The sequence below is a fragment of the Burkholderia sp. AU44665 genome (assembly GCF_030504405.1).
Taxonomy (GTDB): Bacteria; Pseudomonadota; Gammaproteobacteria; order Burkholderiales; family Burkholderiaceae; genus Burkholderia; species Burkholderia semiarida.
This window is the reverse complement of the sequence record NZ_JAUJRI010000003.1, coordinates 121777-141673: the sequence shown is the minus strand read 5'-3', so window position 1 is coordinate 141673 and position 19897 is coordinate 121777. Positions and strand designations below refer to the sequence as shown.

General features: G+C 55.3%; 14 protein-coding genes and 1 pseudogene. 9 read left to right on the top strand and 6 right to left on the bottom strand.

The genetic code is table 11. The features are described 5' to 3' along the window. Positions 1-38 precede the first annotated feature (38 nt). Positions 39-272 (top strand): hypothetical protein, encoded by a 234-nt coding sequence (locus QZM15_RS09135; RefSeq protein ID WP_302106245.1) that lies wholly within the window; start codon positions 39-41, stop codon positions 270-272. 31 nt (positions 273-303) lie between these two features. Then, positions 304-1074 (top strand): TniQ family protein, encoded by a 771-nt coding sequence (locus QZM15_RS09130; protein WP_302106244.1) that lies wholly within the window; start codon positions 304-306, stop codon positions 1072-1074. A gap of 88 nt (positions 1075-1162) precedes the next feature. Here the strand turns inward: QZM15_RS09130 and QZM15_RS09125 are convergent, their stop codons facing one another. Further along, positions 1163-1948 carry a WYL domain-containing protein gene (locus QZM15_RS09125; RefSeq protein ID WP_302106243.1) on the bottom strand — a complete coding sequence of 262 codons (786 nt, stop codon included), beginning with the start codon at positions 1946-1948 and terminating at the stop codon, positions 1163-1165. A 237-nt stretch (positions 1949-2185) separates the two neighbouring features. Between QZM15_RS09125 and QZM15_RS09120 the strand changes: the two genes are divergently transcribed. After that, positions 2186-5272, top strand: coding sequence for an N-6 DNA methylase (locus tag QZM15_RS09120; RefSeq protein WP_174391252.1), 3087 nt, complete (start codon positions 2186-2188; stop codon positions 5270-5272). Between the two features lie 12 nt (positions 5273-5284). Further along, positions 5285-5965 carry a hypothetical protein gene (locus tag QZM15_RS09115; RefSeq protein WP_174391253.1) on the top strand — a complete coding sequence of 227 codons (681 nt, stop codon included), beginning with the start codon at positions 5285-5287 and terminating at the stop codon, positions 5963-5965. A 221-nt stretch (positions 5966-6186) separates the two neighbouring features. Here QZM15_RS09115 and QZM15_RS09110 read toward each other — a convergent pair whose 3' ends face one another. After that, complete coding sequence (locus tag QZM15_RS09110; protein WP_226227112.1) at positions 6187-6945, bottom strand: DUF3883 domain-containing protein; 759 nt, start codon at positions 6943-6945, stop codon at positions 6187-6189. A 410-nt stretch (positions 6946-7355) separates the two neighbouring features. Continuing rightward, a complete protein-coding gene (locus tag QZM15_RS09105; RefSeq protein WP_302106242.1) occupies positions 7356-9425 on the bottom strand; it encodes a hypothetical protein in 2070 nt (689 codons plus the stop codon). A gap of 321 nt (positions 9426-9746) precedes the next feature. Here QZM15_RS09105 and QZM15_RS09100 point away from each other — a divergent pair, with 321 nt between their 5' ends. From QZM15_RS09100 to QZM15_RS09090, 3 genes are read left to right on the top strand one after another with little or no spacing between them, the layout of a single operon-like run. Further along, positions 9747-10763 carry an adenosine deaminase gene (locus QZM15_RS09100; RefSeq protein WP_226227110.1) on the top strand — a complete coding sequence of 339 codons (1017 nt, stop codon included), beginning with the start codon at positions 9747-9749 and terminating at the stop codon, positions 10761-10763. Positions 10764-10774: 11 nt separating this feature from the next. Further along, on the top strand, positions 10775-11320 hold the full coding sequence (locus tag QZM15_RS09095; RefSeq protein ID WP_302106241.1) for a non-canonical purine NTP pyrophosphatase: 546 nt from the start codon (positions 10775-10777) through the stop codon (positions 11318-11320). Beyond that, complete coding sequence (locus tag QZM15_RS09090) at positions 11317-12111, top strand: SIR2 family protein (protein ID WP_302106240.1); 795 nt, start codon at positions 11317-11319, stop codon at positions 12109-12111. The genes QZM15_RS09095 and QZM15_RS09090 overlap by 4 nt, the downstream gene beginning before the upstream one ends. A gap of 479 nt (positions 12112-12590) precedes the next feature. Here the strand turns inward: QZM15_RS09090 and QZM15_RS09085 are convergent. Further along, positions 12591-12992: pseudogene (locus tag QZM15_RS09085) on the bottom strand (DUF2384 domain-containing protein). Between the two features lie 324 nt (positions 12993-13316). Beyond that, on the bottom strand, positions 13317-14969 hold the full coding sequence (locus QZM15_RS09080) for an anti-phage dCTP deaminase (RefSeq protein WP_302106239.1): 1653 nt from the start codon (positions 14967-14969) through the stop codon (positions 13317-13319). Positions 14970-15538: 569 nt separating this feature from the next. Here QZM15_RS09080 and QZM15_RS09075 point away from each other — a divergent pair. After that, positions 15539-17167, top strand: coding sequence for a DUF4041 domain-containing protein (locus QZM15_RS09075; protein WP_302106238.1), 1629 nt, complete (start codon positions 15539-15541; stop codon positions 17165-17167). A 133-nt stretch (positions 17168-17300) separates the two neighbouring features. Then, a complete protein-coding gene (locus QZM15_RS09070; RefSeq protein WP_302106237.1) occupies positions 17301-18644 on the top strand; it encodes a hypothetical protein in 1344 nt (447 codons plus the stop codon). Between the two features lie 259 nt (positions 18645-18903). Here the strand turns inward: QZM15_RS09070 and QZM15_RS09065 are convergent, their stop codons facing one another. Next, positions 18904-19626 carry a hypothetical protein gene (locus QZM15_RS09065; protein ID WP_302106236.1) on the bottom strand — a complete coding sequence of 241 codons (723 nt, stop codon included), beginning with the start codon at positions 19624-19626 and terminating at the stop codon, positions 18904-18906. Between the last annotated feature and the right edge of the window lie 271 nt (positions 19627-19897).

Sequence of the window (19897 nt, the reverse complement as noted above, 5' to 3'; positions counted from 1 at the left end):
TGAAAACGTGTCGTTGCGGCACATGGCGATCCGAATGTATGGTCAAGCACGTGCATGAAGCGGTCTGGAACAAGCTCGTGAATCTTGTGCAGAAAATGGTCAATGAGTCAGGCGAACCGGAGGGGTTTGACGCGAAACGGTGGTTGTGTACATGGCAACACGAAGAGGTTCCGTCACTCGGCTGGAAGAAGCCTGTCACATATCTCGCCGCCGACAGAGAGGAACTGGTGGCCCTGACGCTGCAGAGCATGCAGACAGGCGCCTACCGCTAGTAACGAGCACTGTATCGATCTGGAGTTCGATATGGAAAATCAAAGTTGGGTTCCGTGTTCCGCAAAGCCAGCGAATGCGATGTTACGGCTGCCGCTTGCGCTTCGCGTCGAGCCCTATTTCGACGAGTCGTTGTCGTCGGTGCTCATGCGCCTAGTGGATGCCAACGGCCTGAGAAGCATTGGGGCGTTGCTGCGTGACGCCAGTTGCGTTGCCTTCGGTCCGTTGGTTTCCGCCGAGATTGCGGAATTGTCTCGTGTTTGCCGGATCGGGCAGTCGACGATGAGATCGATGTGCCCGATCGAAGTTGGTGGGCGAGCACGAGGGGCCGCCTTCAGTTACGCGGTGGGGCATCACGTGATTGAGGCCCGGCACTTGCTTGTTCGAGACCGCGAGCGGATTTGTCCGCTTTGCCTGCTCGACGGCGGGATGATGCTTGCCGCCCATCGCCTTACCTGGATGACGGCATGTCCCGTACACGCAGTTCAGTTGCTTGACGTTTGCCCGCAGTGCGAAAAGCCGATCATGGTGACGCGACCGAACATGGTGCAATGTCGATGTGGTCTAGATTTTTCTCGCATTTCGCCCATTACCTGCACGCTGGAGGAGGCTGACAATGTGCGCTATCTGTACCAGTGCTGGTGTTCGCCGGAGACTACGGGATCCGGACTTTCGGAAGGGCTGGCTGCGGCAGAGAAGCTAGTCGACTGTCGGCGTGCCGCGGGAGCCAAGAATGGGAGCGGCACCGTCGACCGACGGGCAGTCCCGTTGAATCAGATGCGGTATGCGTTGGGTTTTATCTAACTCGGTAAGTAGAGTCACTGCATTGGGTGCGCATTTCGATGATTTCCAGTCAATGCAGCCACTGTTTCGTGCCAAGCAAGTCAAACTGCTACTCGTGATTTGATGGCAGGAACAACGCCTTCACCTCGTCCCGGTTGCGCAGGGCCAGGATGTGCCGAGGCGGACGCGCATTCGGGAGATCCAACCCATAGTAAGTCGCGAAATAGCCGACCAGGCAGTTCCTGATCTTGACTCGCCACAGGGGCTGACCTCCGTCCGACGTCATGCCGAAATCTCGGGCAACAACTTTTGTCTGGTGGTCGTTCAGCGCAGCATGGGGGATCACCTCAAGCACCGACTCCTTGTGCCACTGCAGATCATGGTCGCTGGGTTGAGGCGACGGATCCGTTAGGGCTTTGGGCTGCTCGATGCGTTGAAGGGCGAAGTTCCTGAACTCCTCGCTGCGGCTGTCGAACGCCCGTAAATGCCACCACGACCCGGTGTGAATCAACGCATGCGGCCACATCCGCCTCTTCACGGGCCCGATGGTCGTCATCGAATGGTAGACCACCTCCAAAGCGGTCCCTGATCTGATCGCCTGTACGGCCAAGGATAAGGTCTGTCGTTTCACGCCATGCGTAGGTATCGGCAGCCCCTGAATCGGAAGCTGATTGCCCACAAGCGAGACTAGGGCGCTGGACTTGATTTGCGATGAGGCCAGTTGCAGAGCTAGGTACTCGTGAGGGTCGCCAGAGGCGAAGCGCGGCTTGAAGGCCGGCCCGGGGACGTAGAAGCGTCGCCGAGGTTCGAAGATCAGGCTTTGTGGAAACGCAGCTTCGTACTCCCGGAAGTCCTTGGTGACATGGTTAAGCACGACACCGAAGACAGTGCTCACGCGAGAACGTTGGATCTCACCCTCCCAAAGGAGAGTCGACTCGACAAAGCGCAAGCGTTCACGCTGTGAGTGGGAGGGCACGAACCTGATGGAAGTTGGTGGCACGATCTAATCAAAAAGTGTAGAGCACTCTTATTGCTCAGTCTACATCTAACAAGTATTGTATTATAGTAGCGTTGGGGCACCCACGGCGGATGGGCTGCTGTCATAATCGTGTCTTTCTCGGCCTGTGGTCTCATGATTTCTACACGTCTCGATCCGTGGTTGCGTGCCCTCGGCTATGCTGAGGCTTCGCCGTCGCTGCATCTGGCGCGAGACCCAGTGCCGCAAGATCATCCCTATGCGCCCGAGCTCAGGGACCTGCTGAACCCCAATGGAGAGATTCAGGCGCAGGCGGTGTTCGACGTCGATGGCGTGCCCGCCATCACCTTCTTCGTCGGCGGTGAGGCTTCCCCGCTGCAAGACCCTGCCCAACTCCTGCAACTCCGTCAGCGCATCTGGAATCAGGGGTTAATCACGGTCGTATTGGTTGCTGATCTCGATATGGCAACCGCCTACCCAGCATCCGCAGTCGCGGGGGCGCAGGCGAAGCTCAAGCTGGCTGACGCGAAGGTCAATGGCCCGTGGTCCTGCTCCGACCTATTGTCTGGCGATGTGCGAGAGCGTTTCCCGACTTGGTTCCGCCTGGAGGACCGCGTTGATCGCAAACTGTTGAGAAACCTCAACTTGACCGTGCGCGACTTGGCAACGTGCAAGTTGCGTAACGGACGGGAGTGCGGCAAGAGCGCTGCCCAATATCTAGTCGGCCAAGCGCTATTCATCTCCTACCTGGAGCATCGCGGCATCGTCGACGAACCGTACCGCTCGAAGAACAAGGTCGGCACGTTTGTGGATTTAGTGACCGGTCGTGATCGGGATGGCTTGGCACAGCTGCTGAGTAGCCTCAAAGATGATTTCAACGGGGACTTTCTGGAGCCTGACGCAAAGAAAAAGTCCTTATGGCTCGACCTAGGCAACGCAGGGTTTGATGTCATCGCGGACTTCTTGCGCGCAACGGATGTGGCGAACGCACAGCCAAGTCTATTCCCTTATAACTTCCGCTACATCCCCGTCGAGCTGCTATCCGGCATCTATGAATCATTTCTTGGCGATAGGAAAAAGGAACTGGCTGCCTATTACACGCCCCGGCATCTCGCCAACGTGGTGGTGTCGCAGGCACTGACGAATTCGACGGATCTGCTTGCAGAGCGAATCTACGACGGTGCATGCGGCTCGGGTATTCTTCTGACGACGGCTTTCCGCCGGTTGATCGGCGCTGCCGAGGCCAAAGCTCAACGGCAGTTGTCTCTGCGCGACCGGATAGAGCTACTCCAGACTCAAATTTTTGGCAGCGACCTGAGCGAGGCCGCTTGCCGCGTCACGGCGTTCAGCCTCTACCTCTCGTTGCTCGAACAGCTCCAGCCTACTGACATCGTGGCGCTGTGTGAGGACGAGAACGTCAAGCTTCCCCCACTTCGGGATTTCAATCTCTTTTGCGGCCCCGACAAAGGCGACTTCTTTTCCGCTCAAAACCCGTTGGCCAACGAGCGCAAGTTCACTTTGTTTCTCAGTAATCCGCCATGGAGTGAGCCGGACGGGGAGTCTACCGGGCTCGCGGACGAGTGGGCTGCCGAGCAAGGCTATCCGCGACCACTACGGCAGATTGCCGCTGACTTCGTCTGGCGAGCGCGCGAGTGTCTGGTGCCCGAAGGACGCATGTGCGTCATCTTGCCGATGACGCTGTTGCTCAAGCCGACGAGCCAAGAGTTCCTGTCAGCTTGGCTGACGCAGGTGCGGTGGCTGCGGCTGATCAACTTCGGCGACCTGAAGGAACTGCTGTTCGACGAGGGCAGGGCTTCTTGCATCGTGTTGCTGGCCAGCCCGCGTATCCTCAGCGAGCACGACGAGTGGATTGTGCCGCCGACGGAGAAGTTCGAGTACTGGGTGCCGAAGGCTGATGTCGGCCTAGCATTCGGCCGGATTTCGCTGCATGGTGTTGATCGCCATCAAGTCCAGACGCAGGCCATCGTGCGGTCCAACCGCGAACTGGTCACCCGCATGTGGGGCGACGAGTTCGATATGGCCCTGTGGGCACGACTTCGCCTTCGCGGTACTTTCGGCGACTTGCTGCGTGGCAAACACAAGCGGTGGAGCCGGAGAAAGGGATTTCATCGTGTCGATTCGTACGTGGAGGTCGAGAAGCACGTCAGCAGCGCGCCGCTGTGGAAGATGAAGTTCCTCAGGCCGGAGCATCTGTATAGGTGCCCTGTGATTGCCGACGCAGATCTAGACGCCTTTCCGCGCGATGAAATGCCGACGCTTCCGAGCCTTGACGCCTCGTTGATCGAATTTTTCTCCGGTCCACGCATCCTCTTCCCCGATGGTCCCGCTCCGGACAGGAGCATCCGGGCCGCGTTCCTAGCGACCCCGGCGTCCTTTATGAGCAGTGTGGGCGTAATCGGAGGCCCTCCAGAGGATGAAGATCTGCTGCGATTTGCTGCCTTCTACCTGAGGTCAGATCTGGTCCGCTATCTCATGGTGACCCAGGTCTATCAGCTGTTAAGTGATCGTGATCGAGTATCGCTAAAGGACATCGAACAGTTTCCGTTCTATCCACCAGAACGACATGCTGATCCTGCAAAGGCGCGGCGGATCGTGGGCAAGGTTGCGGCGATCTCCAGATGGCTGGAGCAGCGCGACGACTTCACTCGGCCTCGCGCTTGGGAAAAGATGCGGGCAAAGGTCGAGAAGTACATCAAAGATTACTTCGATCTACCTCATGATGCGCAAGCCATCGTCAAGGAGACGGTCGACGTCATTCTTCCCGCCACGCGGCCATATGGGATGTCGCGCGTCTACGAACTCGCGATGGAGCGTGTGTCCGATGCCGTGGCCGAACACTACGCCGATGCGTTGCAGAACGAGCTGAACGCCTGGCGGGATGCAGGTGACGGCGAAGGTAGCTTTGACGTCAACGTGTACTACACCGACGAGCGGCATACAGGGGCGCTTGCCGTGGCTCAGGTGAATTTGCACAAAAAGGCTGAGTCCAAGCCGACCGGTCAACAAGCCAACCTTGTGGTCGACGCCATTCTGCGCAAGCTCAAAGAGGCGCAGTTGCTGACAGTCGAGTTGCAGGAGCGCATGCACTTCGTGCCCGACACTCTGATCGTCTCGGGCAATACAGCGTATCTGATTAAACCGGTAGCGCAGCGCTTGTGGCTGCGTCGGCAGGCCCGCCGCGATGCGGCGCGGATTGTATCGGCGACAACAGGCAACTGCTGATCTATCTCCTCAATGCAAACAAAAAACCTCAGCGACTGGCAACGCGCTTTTGGCAAGAGCGATGCGAAAAAGGTGGTTCAGGTGCTCTGCGAGGCATGGCGCGAACTGGTAAGGGACAGCGCCCAGACTTTCCACGGAAAGGAGAAGGAGCATACGCTCACGGAACTGCTAGGTGAGTACATCCGGACTGCGAAGACTGGGGCGGGCCTCACGGGCAATTGGACCTATGAGGACCGGCTAGGATCTATCGTCCGTTTGCCGACGGGTGGCTTTGAGGTGGTGAAACGACGCCGGACGGATATCCAGTATTTTTCGGATCGACTGCAGCCGGCGTTGCGACTGGTGTTCGAATTTAAGAAGATCGACCACACCAAGACTCGTCGCAACGCCTATACCGGCGCCGACGGCATGGAGCGGTTCGTAACGGGCGACTATAGCGTTGGTCAGCCGGTTGCATTGATGGCCGGCATGTTGCTGAAACCGACATCCGACTGCGTGCCGGCATTGAGGACGTACCTGTCGTCAGCGGCAGCTCAGGCGGCTCTTGGCATGGTGGCAAACCCTGCAGGTCAATTTGTGCGTAGCCCTGCTTCCTTCAGCGACGCCGAGTTCGACACCGAGCACAAGCGCCCCGCCGGGAAGGCGCCTGCCCACGGCAGCATCGTCATCTGCCATTTATTTCTGAGCTTTTGAGCCAGATGTCGCTGCCGCACGCTAGATCAGAAGGCTCTGTGTCGTCACGCGCCACCGGAGCAGTCAGCCGACTGCGGGGTGCTTGCAAGGGTCGTTTCTCTGCTGCGAATGCTGACAGCACTGCGTCCGAATCGAGGCGGCTGTCGGCCCGGAAGAGTGGTTTGCGCCGCTTGCGCGTGTACGTTCGATTCCCTTAGTGCTCCTCTGAAAGCGGACTTCCTTCACGTTGTCGGCGTTGTTTCCGTACCTTCCCAGGCGAGGCACTCGAAGGTGAATCGATCTTCCATTTCCGCTGACGTCAAAATGAGCAGCCTCGGATTTGCGCGTGCAGACGTCACAATCGCGAGACGCCAGTTCTTATTCAACCTTGAGCAATTGCGCTCGTTTCGCGAGATGAAGAACCGCGGGGCGGCCGCATCTGTACCCTTCACTTCGTAGAGAAGTTCCTCCTTCCCGCGTTGAGCGTGCAGGTCGTAACCGCAGTTCTCTCGCTGACGGTCCTCGACCGCGAAACCTTGGCGTTTCAGCTCTTGCGTAACGTACCGGATAGCCGCCAACTCAATCTCCCGTCGAGTTTTCGGGTCGGCGAACCCACCTCCGTGTGCGGTTACAGAAACAGATCTGACGGATTCCAGAAACAAGATGCCTGCGACGTCGTCGGTTCTGCGCTCGCCACGGTGCTGCTCAATGGTCGACCTATCTGTCCTATAGGCCGTTGCTCTGTAGTCGCCGATGTATGCCCACGCATTGCTACCTCGCTTAACGTAGGTAGGGACGCCGTGCGGTGTATCGAGTAACAGCTTCGCGCGGTGTTCTATGCGTGGGCCCCTCCCAACAACGATGATCTCAGGGGCTTCTTCGTTTATGTCAAGGCGAAGGGCAAGCCCTTTAACCTTCCCGTCTTTGGTGCGGATATAGTCGTCTCCTCCTGCAGTTCGGCGTGCTAGCTCAGCCGTGTCGATCGGGCCAACATGCTTCATTGCCGTGCTATTTTTATGCGTTGCTTTGTGGCTCAACGTGCAATTTTTGTTGCGACGCAAGTGTTCAAAGTGAGGGGGAGTGTGGCCACCGCCTCGATGCGGACGGACCGGTCGACCGCATTCTGTACAAATGAACGCCGGTATTGGCCGGTCGTCCGATCGAGCGATTTCCCTAAGCTGAATCGCCTCTCGAACGTTGATTTCCCTCTGCTCCAGCTTACACTTTGTTGCTGTCGGCATTTTTTTCCCGATTTATATGGGCGTATAGCTTTCAGTGCGCAATTTTAGCGGGGGCGGCCGGCAGCGGCACGATGTACTGCTACCGGTGCTTAATGCTCGTCCGGGAGCGACGAAATGCAGCAATTTCGCCGCTCAGACCATCGAGTTGTTAGCCGGCCTTTGGCTGGAATTTACCTTCCCACAGTGACGTGCGAAATGTAAGGTGAGAAGCTGCAACGCCTCAGCAGCGCCTCGATTTCGGCAAGGGCGGACGGAAGCTCCACGGCCGGGCTACGAACGAAACCGGTCGCGTCTGTATGGTCAAATGGCGGGATCTTGACCTCGAAAGGAACAACACTGGCCTTGTAGGCTTCGGCCTTAGCGGGGCTCTGCAGCGCCTGTATGATCGCGTCTGCTACTGAAACCGCTTGCATTCGGAAATCAACATGGAATTCAACTTCCTGGTTATTTTGGTCAAGACCCCCGCCGAAGATACTTTTTCCCGTCAGAAGCAAATTAAACAAAGTATCGAGATGCACGAAGTAAGGTTCTTCCTTGCGCTCGCCCTCGAGTAAAAATGAGTTAGATACGACCACTGAGACAACTCTTTCGATGGGCTCGATAGGTAAATCGATTCGCAACTTACGTGCCCACGACACGACCACTTCTGGGTTTTTGGCTATGTAGTTCTTTTTTCTGGTTACCTGACGAATTTTGTCCTCCAGTGCGTCATTGACAGACCAGAACTCATAGGCCTCAGCCGGGTATCCCACCGAACGACACTCGAGAATAAAGAGCGTCTTCTCCACGATGAAAGCCGCATCAACATCTCCGACCTCGTTTCCGTCTTCTGCAATCTCCTTTATGGCCAGACGCGGTCCGAGAGCGGTGAATGGTATAGACACATTACGATAGCGACTCAGGCGATGTAACAGATCACCGATCAAGTCTTCATACTCGTGTCCTTTGTCAGAATATTGCGCACCCTTAGAACCCTTAGCGCCTCCCCAACTGTCGACGAGCCGCATAAGATGACCTGCCTGGAGGGGCCACCACAAAGGCAGCACGAAGTCGGAGGTAACGAGAAGCGGTCTTGACCAAAGAGTTTGATGGCCGCCTTGATAAGTCAGGAAGTTCAGGATCGTTTTTGCATCTGCTGGCGAGACCTCCAATACGAGGGACATTGCGTTGACCAACTCGTTTATTGAAATTCTGGTCAGTTGTGCGATCGAGGTATTTTCAACTTGAGTTGGATCTTCGTGCGCCGAATGCCAGTCAACGAGCGCCAGCAGTGTCAAACAATACCAGGCATCAAGAACCTTTCGATATGTCATTCCTTTCAAGGATTCGTGGGTCGCATTGAGGAAAAACTCGACTTGGCGATCGAGTAAGGTGGAGTGCGCCACCGCCAATTGGATAGCTATCTCCCGCAACTCCGGTGGCATTGCGCCAGCGCTGAGCACCGTGAGTGGCGAGCACCCCGGACCTTTCCTGTCGCGCATTATTACTTTTCTTGCAAGTGCTTCGCCAACTCTGGCTTGACCTTTCATCTCATCTGCGTCGCGAGCGATAACAGACTCACGCCGAGCAAGATCGACACTCGCTAGAAACTCGCGCCGGGAGACGTATTTGTCGATGTGGTACTGGTAGGGTGGCCTAACATCGACGTAGACACGAGCTTCTCCCCAGAGGACGCTGTTCCATTGACTGCGTAACGACTCGAATTGGCTTCCTAACTTAAGAACAATAGGCAGCACTGCTTGAAGATCATCGATTCCGCGCTCGTTGCCTTTGCCACCGAATCCTTTGTTACCGCGTGCATGCTTCAACACATGCCGAGCTCCATCCACGGCCGCCTGCAAAATCTCTTGGGCGGTAAACCGGCTTCCATGCTCATCGACTGATGTGCGTAATCCTTGCAGTGCCTCTCTAGAAATTGTTGTGATTTCTTCGAGTGCGGCCTGGTAATCCGAGAACACTTGCACTTGTGTACGATGTAAGAAGACAACAACTGCTTCTGCGACCTCGTCATAAGTGAATCGTCGACATTCTCGCTCCACTTGCTCTAGAGTCATAAATATGCGATCAACTCGACTAGCGACGAGGGCGCCAAAATTGTAGATATTGAGATCTTCTGGCGACCCGTCTCCATGCGCCATGAAAGCATCATAGAACGCAGACTCGCTAAAGCCAGGAATCAACGGATCGGGGATGGTTCTGGGCTGTCCGTCGTGGACACGTAACATTGAAGTGAAGCGCATTATTTAATGAATTCGTGGTGGGTTTGGTCAACAGCACGCTCTGCGCGGGCTCTTGCATGGTTGAGTATTCGTATCGCATCTATGCCTCGCCCCGCGAGGATGAAGAATCGACCATGGTCGAAGTGAGGCGCATTTGTTGCGGTTACTATAATAGGATTATCGAGGTCGAAATGTAACGTTTGCGAACGATCGACTACTTATAGATTTGCGAGGAGACGTTACAATCCGAACACGCGTAGGATACTCAAAGACGAGCGGGGCGCTCGATAAGCGGAATGCGGGGAACAACGATTGGATCAACGGCAACTAGATCTGCCAGGGATGCTGGCCGATGCCGGTGTCGCCGAGAAGGCAGGCGAAGACGGGAAAGGCGTGGATGTACCCCACCGGGGCGAACTTCATGTGCACATGAACGGCGCGATTCCAACGTCGAAGATTCGAGAGATCCTCGCCGACGAAGGGACCGTGTTGCCGACTGGATTCGAACTTGAGCGAGACCTGGTTCGGTCAACGCCCTGCCAGTCGCTGGCCGAATACCTGATGCCTTGGCAAGTTCTGCGACTCTTTCCACGGAGGCGCGAGAACCTCGACCGTCTCACCCTTGCGGTCGTTGCGGGCCTGGCGGAAAACAACGTGCGGTTCGTCGAACTCCGAAGCAGCGTTCTTTACCTCGCAGCACTTCAGAAGTGTTCGCCAGCGCAGGCGCTTGAGCGCCTGATCGAATCAACCGGGGAGGCTGCGCAGCACCATGGTATCCGTCGCGGCCTGATCCTCACGGTGACGCGTGGTGACTACAGCGCGGTTAACCTATCGACCCTTCTCCAGGCATACCAGGACCTTGGTGAGCCGAAGGACGTGATTGGGCTTGACCTGGCCGGAGATGAAGAAATCGCGTATCCGACGGAGTTGCCCTCGTTCTTTCGGGAGGCCAAAGACAGGTTCGGGCTCGGGATCACAATCCATGCCGGTGAAACAGGCCGTGTTGAGAACGTCCGGTCTGCCGTGGAACTGTTCGGAGCAGATCGTATTGGCCACGGGACAGCAGCTGGCAAGGATCCAGAGCTGCTGGACCTTCTTTCTGCCAGGGACATCTGCGTCGAGGTGTGCCCGATTAGCAATCGGCTCACGGGTGCAGTTCCTGCGAACGAGGCTCACCCGCTTCAACAGTTCCGGCGTTATGGCGTACCGTTTGTCATTTGCTCGGATAACCCCGCAATCCACCACCGTGGCCTTGCGGACGATCAAGTCGCCGCGATGGCTGAAGGCCTGTCGATCAGTGACATGCGACAGCAGTACGAAGTAGCCAAGCGCTACTCATTCATGAAGGGTCTAAATTGAAAATCCGATTCATGTCCGGCAATGCACACAAGATCACAGAGGTGCAGCGGATCCTTGCCCCCGTAGGAGTGGACATTGTGCCGGTGTCGAAGAAAATCGAGGAGCTCCAGACAGAAGATGTCGAGAGTTTGGTGCGGGACAAGCTGACCAAGGCGTTCGAGGCCATCGGTCGCCCGCTGTTCGTTGAGCACACCGGCTTGTATTTGAGTGGCCTCAATGGACTTCCCGCAGGATTGACTCAGATATTCTGGGACCGGTTGCAGGCGGATCGCTTCGCGGACCTCGTTGCAGGACTTGGCGACGCCAAGGTTACTGCTAAGACGATTCTCGGGTACTGCGATGGGCGGGAAATCCATACATTCGTGGGTGCGATCGACGGGACCGTACCTCGTAAACCCGCTGGTCCCACTCACTTCCAATGGGACTGTGTCTTCGTCCCGGATGGCAGCTCACAGACGTTTGCTGAGATGGGGGCGGCCAAGGACGACATCTCCATGCGTCGCAAAGCACTGGACCTGTTTGCCGCTCACCTCAAATCCGCGAAGGGCACGAAATGAAAGATCAACTGCATGATGCGCATCGCACCGGCAAGCTGATGCTGTTTGTAGGCGCCGGGGTGTCGGCCAACCTTGGTCTGCCGAACTGGGACGCATTGATTGCGCGCATCGCGAAAGAGCTTGGTTACGACCCGAAAATCTTCTCTACTTACGGCAGTCATTTGGCCCTCGCAGAGTTTTACAAGAAGAAGATGGGTGGGCTCGGGGCGCTGCGCAGTTGGATGGACCGTGAATGGCATAAACCGACAACGGACATCTCGAAGTCCGACATCCATAGGCTGATCACCCAGGGAAAATTCTCCCGGATCTATACCACTAACTACGATCGATGGCTGGAATTTGCCCACGATGCGTTCAATGTGAAGTACGATAAAATCGCCAGAGTTTCCGATCTAGTTTCCGTCACGGATGGACGCCGGCAGATCATTAAGTTCCATGGCGATTTCGACGCAGATGAGTCGATCGTCCTTGATGAGACCAGCTACTTTCATCGGTTAAACTTTGATACACCGCTTGATATTAAGCTCCGCAACGACGTACTGGGCAGTTCGGTTCTCTTCATCGGCTACAGCCTGAACGATCTCAACATTCGGCTACTGTTCTATCGCCTGACCGAAATGTGGGAACGTTCTACCCTTGCGTCCGCAAGGCCGAAGTCCTACATCTTCACGAATCGTCCCAACCCGGTCGCCCAAGAAGTTTTGAGCCATTGGGGGATCGAGATGATCGTTTCAGAGGAGGACGACCCCAAGAAGGCGCTTACGAATTTCCTTCAGGACTTGGTGACTTGATCTACATTCAGCGCATTAACCTTGCGAGCGAGGTCGTCGCGCGAGGCAGAGACTTGCGCAATCGTCCACTTACAGAGGCAGCTGATTGAGGCTGATAGGTTGTCTGTGTGGGCACGGCTTTAAGTAAGATCCGTCCCCGGAAGCGGCGATTCACGACATGAGCCCAAGTAGCCGCTTGTGGCCGATACTGTGCGACACGGACACCGGTCACGATTCAGTCTAAATCCGATACGGAGATCCATGAACTACCGTCCGTGGTGCGCGCGGGGCCGAAATGCATAATTTTCGAGTGGATTTGCGGTGAAGTGAGCGCGAGTGCCCGCTCATCAAGCGGGCATTTGAAGAGGTGGGGCGAGAACATACCGCGGAACCACGTCCAAGCCGGTAAGCCCCGCTCCCTGTTTTTTTCGCCGAGCATAGATCGACTAAGACATGAGAATAGTCATTATCTCGCAGACCCGCAACGGGTGTACCCGATCCTATCCCGCCGCACCGCTCTCGAGCGATGTGTCGTAACGTAGCAGGTCTTCAGTGCGCCCCTCTGACACGAGCTGCTCAGCGGTCTTGTAATCAACGGTCGGCAACGGTTCATTGCGGTACCAGAAGAGTGCCCGCTGCACGTTGCCGGAGATTCGGTAGCTGCTCGGATGATCCGAAGCGCGTCCCGAAGGAGCTTCTGAACGCTTTCGGAGCCTGCAAGGCGGCCCACCATTGCCATGGACATGGGGCAGCCGTGCGAGTGTTTGCATATCGATATGCAAGGCGGTCGCGAAGCGTCGTGCTGAGACGATCGGCGTGGCGCCCTCCGAATCCCTCGAGGACGCCGTGAACTGGTCGAAACCGCTAGGTGACGTTGAGTCGCAGGGGACGTCAGGATCCATAGCAGATTGCTGGGTGCACACTATTTGCACATTTATAGCATACGCTGATTGGTGCGACTGGATTCTGATACGAACGTCTACGACGATGGCCGGGGTCTACAGAGGGGCGAGACGCTGATGCACTCTACGTCACGATTCAAGTGTTCGAGACCCGTTAAGAGGTCTCGAACGAGGCGAAATTACTTCGCAATCACCCGTGTACGGAGCAACTGTTCGATGACGCGTCGCTGGAACGACGTTGTGGGTGCAGAATTCGGGAAACGCACAAGATTCCCACCGCTCGGTTGCTGCGGCTGCTTCGGCACGCGAGTTGACTCAGGCACATCAAGCTTCAAAGAGAGCTGCCTGCTCTCCGGACGTTGCGTCTCTTTCATGTTGCGCATACTCCGCGATAACGTACTTCTCATGGGTCGGGAAGTCATCCAACGAGACAGCGACCAACGGGGATGCAGTGCGCCTGTCAAACGAGCGTAGTTTTCCACTGGCGTCTTTCCGTGTCAACTTCGCGTTGAACAAAGCGAGCATGTTCTTCGGTGCCACGCCGGAGTATTGCAGAAATACTACTTTTTCGGCTGCATCCTTGCTGTCCTCCGAGACTGCGTCGCGGTGGAGGTCCAACGCGAGACTCTTCGGATACGGTTCGATATATAGAACTTTCGCGATGCCGCTGGCGACAATGTGTCGCGCACAGGAGTGGCACGGAAACGTTGTTGCGTACAATGTGCCCCCTAGAAGCCCGGGTTTGTTTGCCCTGGCCACTGAGACGATTGCATCCATCTCGGCGTGGACGGCTCGCGAATATTCGATTAGTTGCTTTACGTCGGTTTCCTTTAGCGCAGAGATGATCGCGTCCTTGAGCGCCGGGTCTACGACCAAATTTCTTTCGATCAGCTTGCGAGCGATCTGATCATATAGTTTCTCCTTCTTCCGATCGTTATGGCAGCAATGCCCAGACCATTTGAAGCATCGATGGTCGTTCCCTTCATTCTCCTCGCTGTAGAGGCCTCCACCAAATCTAGGCACGTCATTTCTTCCAAGTCCAATCACATGGCCGGAAGAGTCGGTAATTGCAGCCCCTACTTGTCTAGACATACAGGCGGATTTTGCTGCTTCTGCATGCGCAGCGTACATCGATGATTCATCGGTCGTTGGAGTATGGATCGGATAGCCAAATAGGATGTCGATATATCGATTCAGGGAATTTTTTAGATCAATTTCAGTAGACTGGTCGTTTCTGACAAAGAAGTCAGCCTCATGAAACACGTCTCGAACACTTTGACCATGTCCGCGTTTTTCGGCCTCGTCGTAATCTGTTTTTATTATTTCGTTTAGCTTGTCGGGTTCTAATCCTTGTACGTGCTGCAGACGATCTTTGCGGACTGCTTCGGGGGCGAATACGCCGAAGACCCAAAACATTTGTCCATAAGTGTCGCGAAGAAGTTTCAACTCCTCCGGATTCTTCAGTGAGTCTATAATGTGAATTCGTCTCTGGCTAACAGGAACTTCATTTCCTTCGGCCGTCTTTTGTGTGCCAAATTTATCTCGAATTTCGGCAATTTTTTCGATTGCCTTTGCGGCAAGATAGCCGTGTCCGAAGCTTTGACGCAGACTATCCCCAACCTTCTGGAGATGTTTAACGCGAGCGGCACCTGTCATGGTCGCTGCGCTTTTTTCATGCACCAAGTGGGCGTAATCGCTAATTAGCTCGCTGAGCTTATATTTTTCGATCGCATATCCGTAAGAGTGTTCTAAAATTTCACCGATTTGATTTCCCACTGTTGTGCAACCCGATCCTACCGGGCCAACGAGTGCAATAATCAATTCTTCGGTTGTGCGGTCTTTTAACTTTGGAATCGCATTGTTGGCAGTTGAAGCCATGGTTGCTGGTGTGGGTGGGCCGATTTGAACGTCGGCCGGCAGACCCGCAGATACAGCCTTAATTGGAATATGCATTTTTCGAATCCCCTGTTGCAACATCGCACGGCTTCCTGGGCCCGGCGGTGAGCTTGGTCACGAATCGACTGACTGATTTTTTGACAATCATGCCATCTCAGTTCGAATGCATCAACGCGAAAATACCCTTGTTAGAAGAAAATTTGTCCAGTGATGTGCTTGCGTTTCGCTGACGGTCATCGAACGAATTGAAGCGTGGCTCGTCGTCCGCAAAGTAATCGAATTGTTCACGGCGGCATAGTCGGCCGGTGGCTGGAACGAAACTATGGACAACGGGCGAGAGCTGTATGCGTGGTGTGTGCCCCGTAGTGCCGCGTGTGTGAACGGCTTTCACTATATCCAGACATGTTTGCGCGTCACAGGTTATTCGGCCGACGCGTTCGAGCTATACCTCGGGATTCGGTCCTGGCATTTTGAGCTCCTCTCAAGTATTTGCGACGAGAACGTGGCAAAGTAGCGCCTGTGAAAAAAGTCAAATGGGTGTGCCAGGACCGCTACCAGAGTCGACGGCACGCAGAACCTTGAGAGAGACCGTGGCTTTAACTCTAACAATTCTTGTCATCTTCTTCGCCTTGCTGATGTGGCGATACTCCGTGGCCACCCAAGCATTGTCAGCGATCAAGAAGGAGGCCGCCGGCCTCGCTACGCGCTTCGAAGCATTGCGAACAGCGAAGGAGGAAAACGATGCTACGAACGCTCACGAAATTGCTGACTTGCGAGAGCAGCTGGCGACAGCGACGGCGGACAGAGACTCGCTCTCCAAGTTTGTCGGCATACGCGACACTGTGGTTGAGGCTGACCGCATCAGGTTCGAAGCTGCTCAAATTCTGAACTTCGCTGAGAGCAAGTCCGCGGCGTCGGTTACGGCTGCCATAGAAGAGGCGACGCGTTTGCTGGCAGAAGCGACGGCTGAAACCAAGCAGAAGCGTGGCGAGGCGGAGCAGATGATTTCGCGCGCGAGCTTGCAAGCAGCAAAGGTTATCGAGGACGCTCGTGCGCGTGCGGAGGAAATCGGTGGCGATGCTCTCCGTGCGCTGGAGGATGCCGATCGCCTAACCGCGACTGTGGCGGCCATGAAGAACGTCATTGACGGCTACGGGGATTCATACATGATTCCCAGTCATAGTTTGCTCGATGACCTGGCTGAAACCTATTCGCATACGGAGGCCGGAAAGCAACTTAAAGTTGCGCGCGACTACTCGAAATTGATGGCAACACAGAAACGGGCTGCCGAGTGCGATTACGTGGAGAAAATCCGCCGTGATACTGCGATCAGGTTTGTGGTGGACGCTTTTAACGGGAAGGTAGATTCCATCCTCTCGCGCGCTAAAGTAGACAACTTCGGCACGCTGCAACAGGAAATCAAGGACGCCGCTGCGCTGGTGAACCACAACGGCACCGCGTTCCGGAATGCACGGATTTTGAAGGAGTACGTTGACGCGCGTATTGACGAGCTGATCTGGGCGGTACGGACGTACGAGCTTCGCGAGCGCGAGAAGGAGGAACAGCGGCAGATCCGTGAGCAGATGCGTGAGGAGGAGAAGGCTCGCCGAGAGTATGAGCGTGCAATGCGTGATGCTGCGAAGGAGCAAGACCTCATTCGCCGTGCGATGGAGAAGGCGCAAAGTCAGATTGCTCGAGCAACGAAAGAGCAGAAAGCGCAGTTTCAGGCTCAGCTTGCCGAGCTCGAAGAAAGGTTGCGACAAGCCGAAGAGAAGAACCAGCGTGCGCTTTCGATGGCGCAACAAACGAAAGCTGGTCACGTTTACATCATTTCCAACATCGGCTCGTTCGGCGAGCATGTTTACAAGGTTGGCCTAACGCGCCGTCTTGAGCCGTTGGATCGCGTTCGAGAGCTGGGAGATGCGAGCGTGCCGTTCTCGTTCGATGTCCATGCGATGATTTGGTCGGAGGATGCTCCGGAGCTCGAGCGGACGTTGCATCGCAAGTTCTTCGAGGCGCAGGTTAATAAGGTGAATCCGCGCAAGGAGTTCTTCCGTGTGGGCCTCGCGGATCTACGGGCAACCGTCGAGGACATGGGGCTGAACGTGTCGTGGACGATGACGGCTGCTGCGGCGCAGTATCGCGATAGTCTTGCGATTGCGCGTCAGATCGAGTCGGACCCGGAACTGCGCGATAAGTGGTTCAGGCAGCAAATCGCTTATGAGGCAGCCTTAGAGGGAGATGAGGATAGTGCAGCAGAGTCTCCGGCCATGGCTTGATGCCACCAACTTATCATTCGGTTGAGCGATGTCGCAGCTTCTATGAACTCTTTTCGTCGGATGAGGCTGTTCTCGTGGACGGAACGTTTAGGGCTTGATGGAGTGAACAGACATATTTGCGAGGAGAGTCAGTATGGCTTTACAAGATGCTCTGGGGCCGAACGCCGATAGTATCCGTGAGAGCTCCGAGGTATCGCTAACACGAGAGAAATTGTATGAACTCGTGTGGTCACAACCAATGACGAAGATAGCGGCTGAATATAAGGTTTCGTCAAGCTATCTGGCCCGTGTTTGCACAAAGCTTCGCGTACCACGTCCAGCGCGTGGATACTGGGCAAAGCTCGCTGTTGGCATCCAGTTAAAAATTCCTCCGCTGCCGGATGTGCGGCCGGGCGACGAGCAAACCTGGAATAGAGATGGATACGCTACCTCGCCCTCCGCATTGCCTCAGCCGCCAAGCGAGGTCGGTAAGTCGATGTCACTGAGTAGAACGAAATCGCCAACTCGTCGATCAGGTCAGCATGGCCTCATCAGAGGAGCTAGGGAACTGTTCGAAAGCGGACGTGTTTCCTCTTACAGTTACCCTAAATATCTGAAGCCGGCGAAGAAGCTTCTGGTTGACCTTGCCGTCACCCAGATGGGTCTTGATCGTGCGTTGACGTTAGCAAATCAGTTATTTCTTGAACTGGAAGGCCACGGATTTCATGTGGCCATCGCGCCGCACGGTCAAATTTTGCATAGAGCGTCGATCGACGAGCGGGAGAATCCACCCAAACGGGATCATGGATACCATCATCAGGATCTTTGGTCACCTTTGCGATGCACGGTGGTATATGTCGGGACTGTCGCTATAGGCATAACGATTATTGAGATGTCTGAGTCGGCTCAAGCACGCTACGTCAACGGGGAATACATACGCGAATCTGAATATGTTGTTCCGAAGCGCCGGCGCAGCGTCGATCACACGTGGACGACGACCCGTGAGTTCGCGACGGGAAGGCTTTGTTTGCAAGCCTATTCTCCCTATCCCGGTACCAACTGGAAGCGATGCTGGAAGGAGTCAAAGGAAGAAGGGCTCATTTCCCAAATCTCGGAAATCATCCAGGAGCTTGAGGTTGGTGCGAATGAGATTGCTCGCTTGGTTGTTGAGGAGAAGCAACGCGCAGAAGCTCAGCGCAGGGAGTGGGAATTAGATCGCCAGAAGCGATTGAAGGAAGATGCTGAACGTCGAGCGGTTGCTGCGCTGAAAGAGAGCAAAGAGGATCTGCTTCAATTCATTGCTCGATGGGCAGAGGCGCGCAACATTGAGCAGTTCCTCACAGAAATAGAAGCGGATTTGTCGAAGCTCGAACCTTCGATGCGTGAACACCTCACACAGCGCTTGGAGGCGGCCCGAGAGTTATTCGATGAGGGATCGGCACTCGACCATCTTCGGCGCTGGAGAACTCCTCAGGAAAGGTTGACTGGCTCACATTAGCAGCCGGCAAGGTGGCAGGATCGGATCGCGCACCGCGGCAGAAGATACCTAGGCGAAGTAGTCATGGGTCTGGACGAAACCAAGCACGCCGGATCAGAGGCTTGATCTAAACCATGCAGCTAGCAATCTTCACTCCACCCGCTTACTTTTAGAAAATTGGCGAATATATGCTGCGGCGCGATCACGCGGGTCATAGGAAAAGCCCACAGATTTGCTTTGCATTCGTGCGCATCCCAATTTTTCCTGCCGGCCACAACGGTCAGCGGCGTCGCTCAGCCTGGGAAAGCTCCGCGTAGTCAAAATTCACGAAAGGGTCCTCCATATTCCTTAATCCCTGCCAGTTGAATTCATATCGATCATCGGCTGGCCAATCATCCGGAAATCTTATTCGTAACGAGCCACCGATCGAGGGATCCATGCCATCGTTCCCCTCATAGTAGTAGTCAGCACCCGTCACGCCGATGCTCTTGGAACCCGGTCCATAATCCTCGCTCATGAATTGTGCGGACAATAAGACGTTCAGCCCGCAATAGGCGTCGAGCAGCGCGTCAAAGGTTGCCAAGTGGAAATTTTCATGTCGGTTATGCTTAGCTTTGTTGTATGCGCGATACCAGCCAAGGCGGCCGTCTTCCTCCGCCCACGGAAGAAATGGTCGACGCGTTCCATGCTCTCCCGTCCAGCCGGGAATCCGAACCTGGAATGAAGATAGTCTGTGTGACGTATTAATCAGCCTGTAGTCGTTGATATTGAACCGTGTGTCATTGTCGCCGAATCCATTGTCCAAGAATATTGCGGTGAAGTTCGCCTCTACCTCAATGCATGCCCTCATCAGCAACTGCTGGATACGGTGAGAGTAGGTATTGAGGTTCACGTCGCTCGGTTCGACATACGAAAAGAGGTCGAGGAGATCCTCCTGAAGCAGCAGGAACGCGCGGGCGTAGTGGCGTGGGTCTGTCGCATATTTCGGGTGCAAGAGATACATCCAGCTTCCGCCCTCTGAATAGTTTCCATCAACGAATTGACGGCATACCCGCCGAAAAGGCCTATTTACGCTCATAGGGAATCCTAGTCCCAACCAACGTCAGGAAGTCATGCTGTACCGTTCGCGGCGCGGCGGCTCCAGCAAACACAACGGCCGCAAGCTCAACAGACTGTCTATCATCCTTCTGATCGCATTTTTGCGAGAAGGTAGACCGACGAATGAGCTTCGTCAGTTACGAATGGACTGCCTACGGAGTGTAGCCGACCCTTGA